General features: G+C 46.5%; 4 protein-coding genes and 1 pseudogene. 2 read left to right on the top strand and 3 right to left on the bottom strand.

Annotation, left to right across the window (positions count from 1 at the left end; genetic code table 11):
• Window positions 1-6 precede the first annotated feature (6 nt).
• Window positions 7-2139, bottom strand: a complete 2133-nt coding sequence (locus tag Q7V32_RS01090) for a recombinase family protein (protein WP_304895145.1) — start codon at window positions 2137-2139, stop codon at window positions 7-9.
• Between the two features lie 358 nt (window positions 2140-2497).
• Between Q7V32_RS01090 and Q7V32_RS01085 the strand changes: the two genes are divergently transcribed.
• Complete coding sequence (locus Q7V32_RS01085) at window positions 2498-2740, top strand: hypothetical protein (protein WP_304895144.1); 243 nt, start codon at window positions 2498-2500, stop codon at window positions 2738-2740.
• Between the two features lie 397 nt (window positions 2741-3137).
• On the opposite strand, the gene Q7V32_RS20760 is transcribed toward Q7V32_RS01085, so the two are convergent.
• A complete protein-coding gene (locus Q7V32_RS20760) occupies window positions 3138-3332 on the bottom strand; it encodes a transposase (protein WP_370691394.1) in 195 nt (64 codons plus the stop codon).
• Window positions 3333-4261: 929 nt separating this feature from the next.
• Between Q7V32_RS20760 and Q7V32_RS20755 the strand changes: the two are divergent.
• Window positions 4262-4501 (top strand): annotated as a pseudogene (locus Q7V32_RS20755) (TrbI/VirB10 family protein); the annotation flags it as partial.
• An 18-nt stretch (window positions 4502-4519) separates the two neighbouring features.
• Here the strand turns inward: Q7V32_RS20755 and Q7V32_RS01075 are convergent.
• The gene (locus Q7V32_RS01075; protein WP_370691393.1) at window positions 4520-5503 is read right to left on the bottom strand and encodes a transposase; all 984 of its coding nucleotides are present in this window, start codon (window positions 5501-5503) and stop codon (window positions 4520-4522) included.
• Window positions 5504-5729 lie beyond the last annotated feature (226 nt).

Genomic DNA, 5729 nt, shown 5'->3' with positions numbered 1-5729 from the left:
AGAAAATTATTGTATCGGTTCTGCAACTGGTTTTATCCAGGTACGATTAACAGTCCGCAATTTACGTAATTCCTCCAATTCCTGTTGATTTGCCGTAATGATCCAAAAGGAACGAATATCTACTTTTATCTGTCGGGCTCTTACTTGGCCTTTTTTTATCCAAGAATAAAGCGTCGGTTCCGGCATTTTCAATTCATTAGCCAACGCTTTCAACGTCCACTCATCAGCTCCTAGCGGAATAGTTGCTGTCTGCTGCTGTTTTTGGGTGCCAATCCGGATGCCTTGCCGGTTCAGTAAGCATCGAACCATTGGGGCATTAAAGGTTGGTCGCCGTTTTGGCGGTTTCCAGCCTTCTGTGTTTAATTTTTCAGCGATTTGGGAGGGGGTGCAAGCTTGAGATTGGAGTTCTTTTACCCGGCTCATCATGGCTTGATAACCTGCCAATTGCTCTAATTTGGCGACAGGCCGGTCAAGCCATGCGTGGGTTATATGTCCGCCGTACCAATGAATTTCGGTCTGCACTTTTTCGGTGTTATCAATCACGGTCACTAAAATACGCTCGATAAGTTGGCGAACGATCATTTGGCGATCCATTGCCGTTGTGGTTTCCGCTTTCCACAGGCTTGGAATATCCTGTGCCAAATGTTGGATGGCAAGTCGCTCTTCCTCCGACAAAACGGTTGGCTGTTCAAGCAAATATTGCTCGTATTGCGCTTTAAGTTCTAACTCGGTATTCAGGGTTTCTTCCCATTTTCGCTCAAGTGTTCTCGCCACTAGGCGATTTTCGGGCTCAACCGCATTGTATTGGCGAGCGGCACGCTCGGTGTCGATATGCGCCCGCTCTAAACGCTGTAACCAATATTTCACTTGTTTTTGACGTTCTATTGCTTGATCTTCGGCGGTCGCCATGCTGATTTCTAGCGCGGCGGGTTGTAAGGCTTTGAAAATCTGCGCGGTGACGTAGTCATCCAAGGTTAATCCGGAGAGGGATTGGCAGGCCGCTTCTGCATAATCGATCTTCATTCGGTCACAGCTGTAACGATATTGCCCCATCTGGCCACTGTAATGCGGCGCCATACGCAATCCACAACGCCCGCAAATAAGCAATCCCGATAACAGGGCCGCTCCTTTACGTACCACTCCGAGTGCTTGCGCCGTATTGGCTTGCAATTGCTGAACGTTACGCTCATATTGCGCCCAACTGATATAGGCAGGATGATGATCTTTAATCAAAACCTCCCAGTCATTGATCCCCGCTACCGTTCGACCCGTTGAGGGGCGGCCAGGAATCTTTTTACGCGGATCGGTAGGACGACGCCCGTAAGCATAAGCGCCGGCATAGATAGGGTTGTGTAATAGATTACTGAGTGTAATCCGATTAGGACGACGCCAAACCAGATCGCCTTTATTGAGGCCACCAGCCACCCGATGAGGCATTTGAATTTGTTGTGAGACCAGCTCAATCAGAACGCCATTAATCGTTCTTTTCCTTTCGAACAGCTCGAAAATTCGCCCAATTGCACTTTGTGCCTGTTCGTCCGGGTCTTTTACGATTAGGCCGGATAATTGCCGAACAAAACCCATCGCGACAGGCATGCCTAATTCGCCACGACGCGCTTTAGCTCGTTTACCCTCAAGCATGCGCTGTTTAAGTATGTGCAGTTCGGCTTCAGACATGGTTCCCTTGAGTCCTAATAATAGTCGGTCATTGTAAAGGCTGGGGTCATAAATACCGTCCATATCACCGATAAGTGTACTGAAAATGGCGCAGACTTCCAGTAATTGATACCAGTCGCGTGATGATCTGGAAAGTCGAGACATCTCCAGACCCAAAACCAGACCGACATGATCAAGGCCCACTTCAGCAACCAGCCGCTGAAAGCCTTGCCGACCGGCCATTGTGCTGCCGGAGCAGCCCAGATCATCATCAATGACTTCAATGTCGCACCGTGGCCAGCCTAATAAAATAGCTTTATCGACTAAACCATATTGTAGCCTTGTCGATTCTTGGTGCCGTTGGACTTGTTGTAATGTCGATTGCCGGATGTAAATGATAGCTTTTCGATTGAGGTGTTGAGCCTTGATTTTTCCGCTGTGATCCAGTTGATTAATCGTGCGATTGGGTAAGACTGCATTCATGGCAGCCCCCTTTCGATTGGGTTGGTTTCGTCAATTGGCGCTGAACCAGTTCCGCTACCAAGTTGATCAGATGTTTTTTTTGAGGAAGGGGTAGGCTCTGCCAGAGGCTGGAATTTGGATTCGCATTCACTTGGCTTGAGTTTTTGACCATGCGCTTGGCTCCATCGGACCAGTGACATGAGTGCATCTTTATGAATTATTGGTAGAATTTCCTCGTTTGTCAAGAATTCATTTATAGGTGTTTTTATGATGGGGTATCGAGTGTTTCTTCAAACTGGTCAAGTCGGCAGGCCATCACCTCGAATCGTGGCAACAGGAATCAGCCCTGGCCATTGCCAAACGCCTCTTGGTGGCTAGCATGGCCTGTGTTACGGTTTGGGCCATAGCCGCCGACAAAAGTAAGGAAGCGGCTGAATTAAGACTATTTCTGATCAAGCTCAGCGGCAGGCAAATGCGCCACAAAAAGGAGTTTACGAATCCAGCACTATTGTCGGGGCTGTGGGTCTTCCTCTCCATGCTTGAAATCATGGATGCCTATTCTCAAGAAGAACTGGATAGTTTGAAGGCAACCGCTCAGCAATTTTTAGGAAAAGATGTGTAGATACTTATGGCTTGAGGGAGTACCTGAGCGGCTGGTTTTGGCCGTAGTGACGCGGTCATAATGTCGATTTGCTTGCCGAATACCTGACATTCAGCTGAGTCACCGGATACCTGAACTATTTAAATTGGATAGTGAGCCCGAAAGTCGGGTAATGGCCGATAGGTTGAGGTCACCAATGGCCGCTTTGTAGACTTCCAGTCCGCAAAACTGAATTTGGCTGACCGGCCGCTTTGGAGAAACGCGACCGACGGGTTTGGGTCGTTAGTGACGCTTGGCGAATGTCAGGTAGCGGGCAGCGTAAAATCATAGCCAACCGGAAACGTAACTACTCACCCCCTACAGTCATTGCGTTCCCTTCAAGCGCCAATGAATCGCGATGAGCAGATTATAGCCTCGATTAGCCATCGTTTGCAGATAGCTGGAATCGGCAGTAGGCATGAGCATATACTTCGGCCCGAAAGCAGCCCGAGACCTTTTGTTTGACTTTGGTTATGCGTAAATCCTGCTCAGCACGATTATTGGTAAACGCCACATGCGGCTCCTTAGCAAATAGTAGTATGGCGGCTTCATGGGCCTTAAATCGCTTCCACAAGTTGTGCGCATCGGATTTGGCCAACTTGCCGCTACACGCACTGAGGCTACCACTAAGGCTGTAATTAAATCAGGGTTATACAGTTTCAATTTTTAGGCGCTAAACACCTGTCAAGCTTTTTTTATTTTTTTATGGGGACGAGTAGTTACAATCCAATTTATAAAAATGGGGAGCCCGTAAGAAGATTTTGTGTAATTGCGGTCACTGCCTGTGCGTCTGATTAGGCGAATTCAAAGTCACTACCACTGACACTTTATTAAAACAAATCGTGATCGAGCATGATGACACCACCTTGTAACAGGCGTCAGTTAATTTTAATCAAATTAAGCGCCACCAGGGAAATTCTTCACAACAATCGATATCAAAATAGGTACTAAATTAGGACTGTATTAGGTATCAAATTAGGTACTAAATAAGATATCAAATTAGGACTAATTTCTCCAGCTATTTCTCGTCAGTAACAAAACGTTACTGACGCGTGTTACTGACGCGTTTTTTTTAGTCAGTAACATACATATAAGAGATCAACTTTTCAGCTTTCACAAGGCCCCCCAAATGTAGGGCTTTTTAGGGGTCTCATTTAACGTTTTGACATGCGAGTTTTACATGATTTTTATACCCAAAAAACACCTTTTATTTGCGGCCTGTTTTTTACCCCTTTTTGGGTGTGGTAAAAAACATATTAATTCAAAACATTCTGGTCGCTGGCAGCCAGTTTTAGCTCAATTCTGTTGACCATTAACACTTCCCTACCTGTGCAGATTGCCGGACAAGTTAGGATATCGCTACCAATAACTTCCCCTTTGAAAAAGGGGGATATCGAGGGGGATTGATTAAAAACGCTCCCCCAGCCTCTCTTTTTCAAAGAGGAGGGAAAATCGCACAGTTCGACACAAGCCTAATTCCGGGAAGTTATTTATGACGGAATCCTTAGTCAAGACGTCTACGATACAGCTACGCATAGATGGAAATTAATACCGCAAAAGTCGCAGTTGGTTGGGACTTATTCAAGCGAAGTCGAGTATGGTTAGGCGAGAGTGTTGTTAGCTTGGCAGCGCATTATTTTTCCTGACGGAAAAGCAATGGATATTGGCACAATGCCTGGCAGCGATACTGAAGGCTATTCAGGCTTTGCCGTTCAAGTTAATAATCATTATGTCAGGTTATATCAATACCTTCGCCAAAAATCATGCTGCTTTCGCATGAATTCGACCGATTTCTGCGGCTTGGAAAATCCTATCATCAATATAAAACTCATCCGCATTTTTGCCGAGCGAATTTATAATGCGCCGCGTATATTTTCGCGCCCTAAAGATAGTTTTTAAGTCCAGCATACTGCTCCTGTTTACGCCCTCGAGTTTGGCTGATAATAGCTGCGAAAAGGTCACCATAAAGAGGGCAAAGTTAGCGGCATTGTTGACTTGCGTTGCTTTGATATTCATAAAATCTTCGAGTCCCCAGTATTGTTTGGCGTCTCGAAAGTTAAACTCGATTTGAAAACGCAAGGCGTAATAATCAATCAACTTTTCACTGGCCAGTGTCAGGTCATCACTAAACAACAACACCTTTGCGGTTCGCCCGGTGTTCAGGTTGACTTTTACGATGATGGCGACATTCAGCAATTCGGGAAAGTTTTTATGCCAAACCTGCACGTGGTAAACATGGGTGCGGATGTTTTTTTCCACAGTTTCTATTGTTAGAGAGTCAGCCGTTAGCGTTTCCACGGTTAGTTTTTCACCGTATTTACGGGGCTTGCCCTTGCCTGAATAAGCCCCTGCATAGGGGAAATAGAGCTTTGAATCATGGCGTAGCTTAGAAATAAGATGCAGTCCTGCCTGGTTAACCGCTTGCAGACTGGCATTGTTGCCCAAGGCGCCATCATACACGAAGTAGACGATGGCCAAGTCCAGGCCTATCAGGGTCAAAGCTGAACGGATGCAGTTCTGCAACTGCGTCTGGAAAGGCGACAATGCCACCGCCTTTCTGTTTTTGTTAAGACTGCCTTTGGGCCTGCCGACGGCCTGTCCTTTCGTCTTGACCGCTTTGGGTGCACTTTTTTGAACGTCAATGCGCACCAACTGCTCGGTGATTAAAGGATAAGCAGCTCGCGTTTCAACGTGGAGCAATGACAGGTTTAAAAAGCACAGGCCAGGGAGCGCCTTGTTGTAAATAGATGAAAAAAAATCCCCAGCCCATACGTTTCTTTCCCTGATTTGGTCACCATGACTTCGTCACCGATGAGCAACCAGGTTCCTTCGCTGAAAATCTTGGAGTGTGCCACAGGCACACAAGCTGACGCTATACGGAAATAGAGGTCAGATGTGTATAAGCTCATTGGAAGATGATGGTAGGCCCATCAAAGTCTGTTGTCGGAAACTGGCTTTAAACCACCTCAAG

The sequence above is a fragment of the Methylicorpusculum sp. genome, assembly GCF_030651835.1.
In the GTDB taxonomy this organism is placed as follows: Bacteria; Pseudomonadota; Gammaproteobacteria; order Methylococcales; family Methylomonadaceae; genus Methylicorpusculum.
Note: the sequence above shows the minus strand (reverse complement) of the source record. Positions and strands in the feature narration are given on the sequence as shown.

Excerpts from the sequence above, each read along its gene's own strand:
- Q7V32_RS01090 (WP_304895145.1), bottom strand. The coding sequence starts at position 2,139 with ATGAATGCAGTCTTACCCAATCGCACGATTAATCAACTGGATCACAGC.
- Q7V32_RS01085 (WP_304895144.1), top strand. The coding sequence starts at position 2,498 with ATGGCCTGTGTTACGGTTTGGGCCATAGCCGCCGACAAAAGTAAGGAA.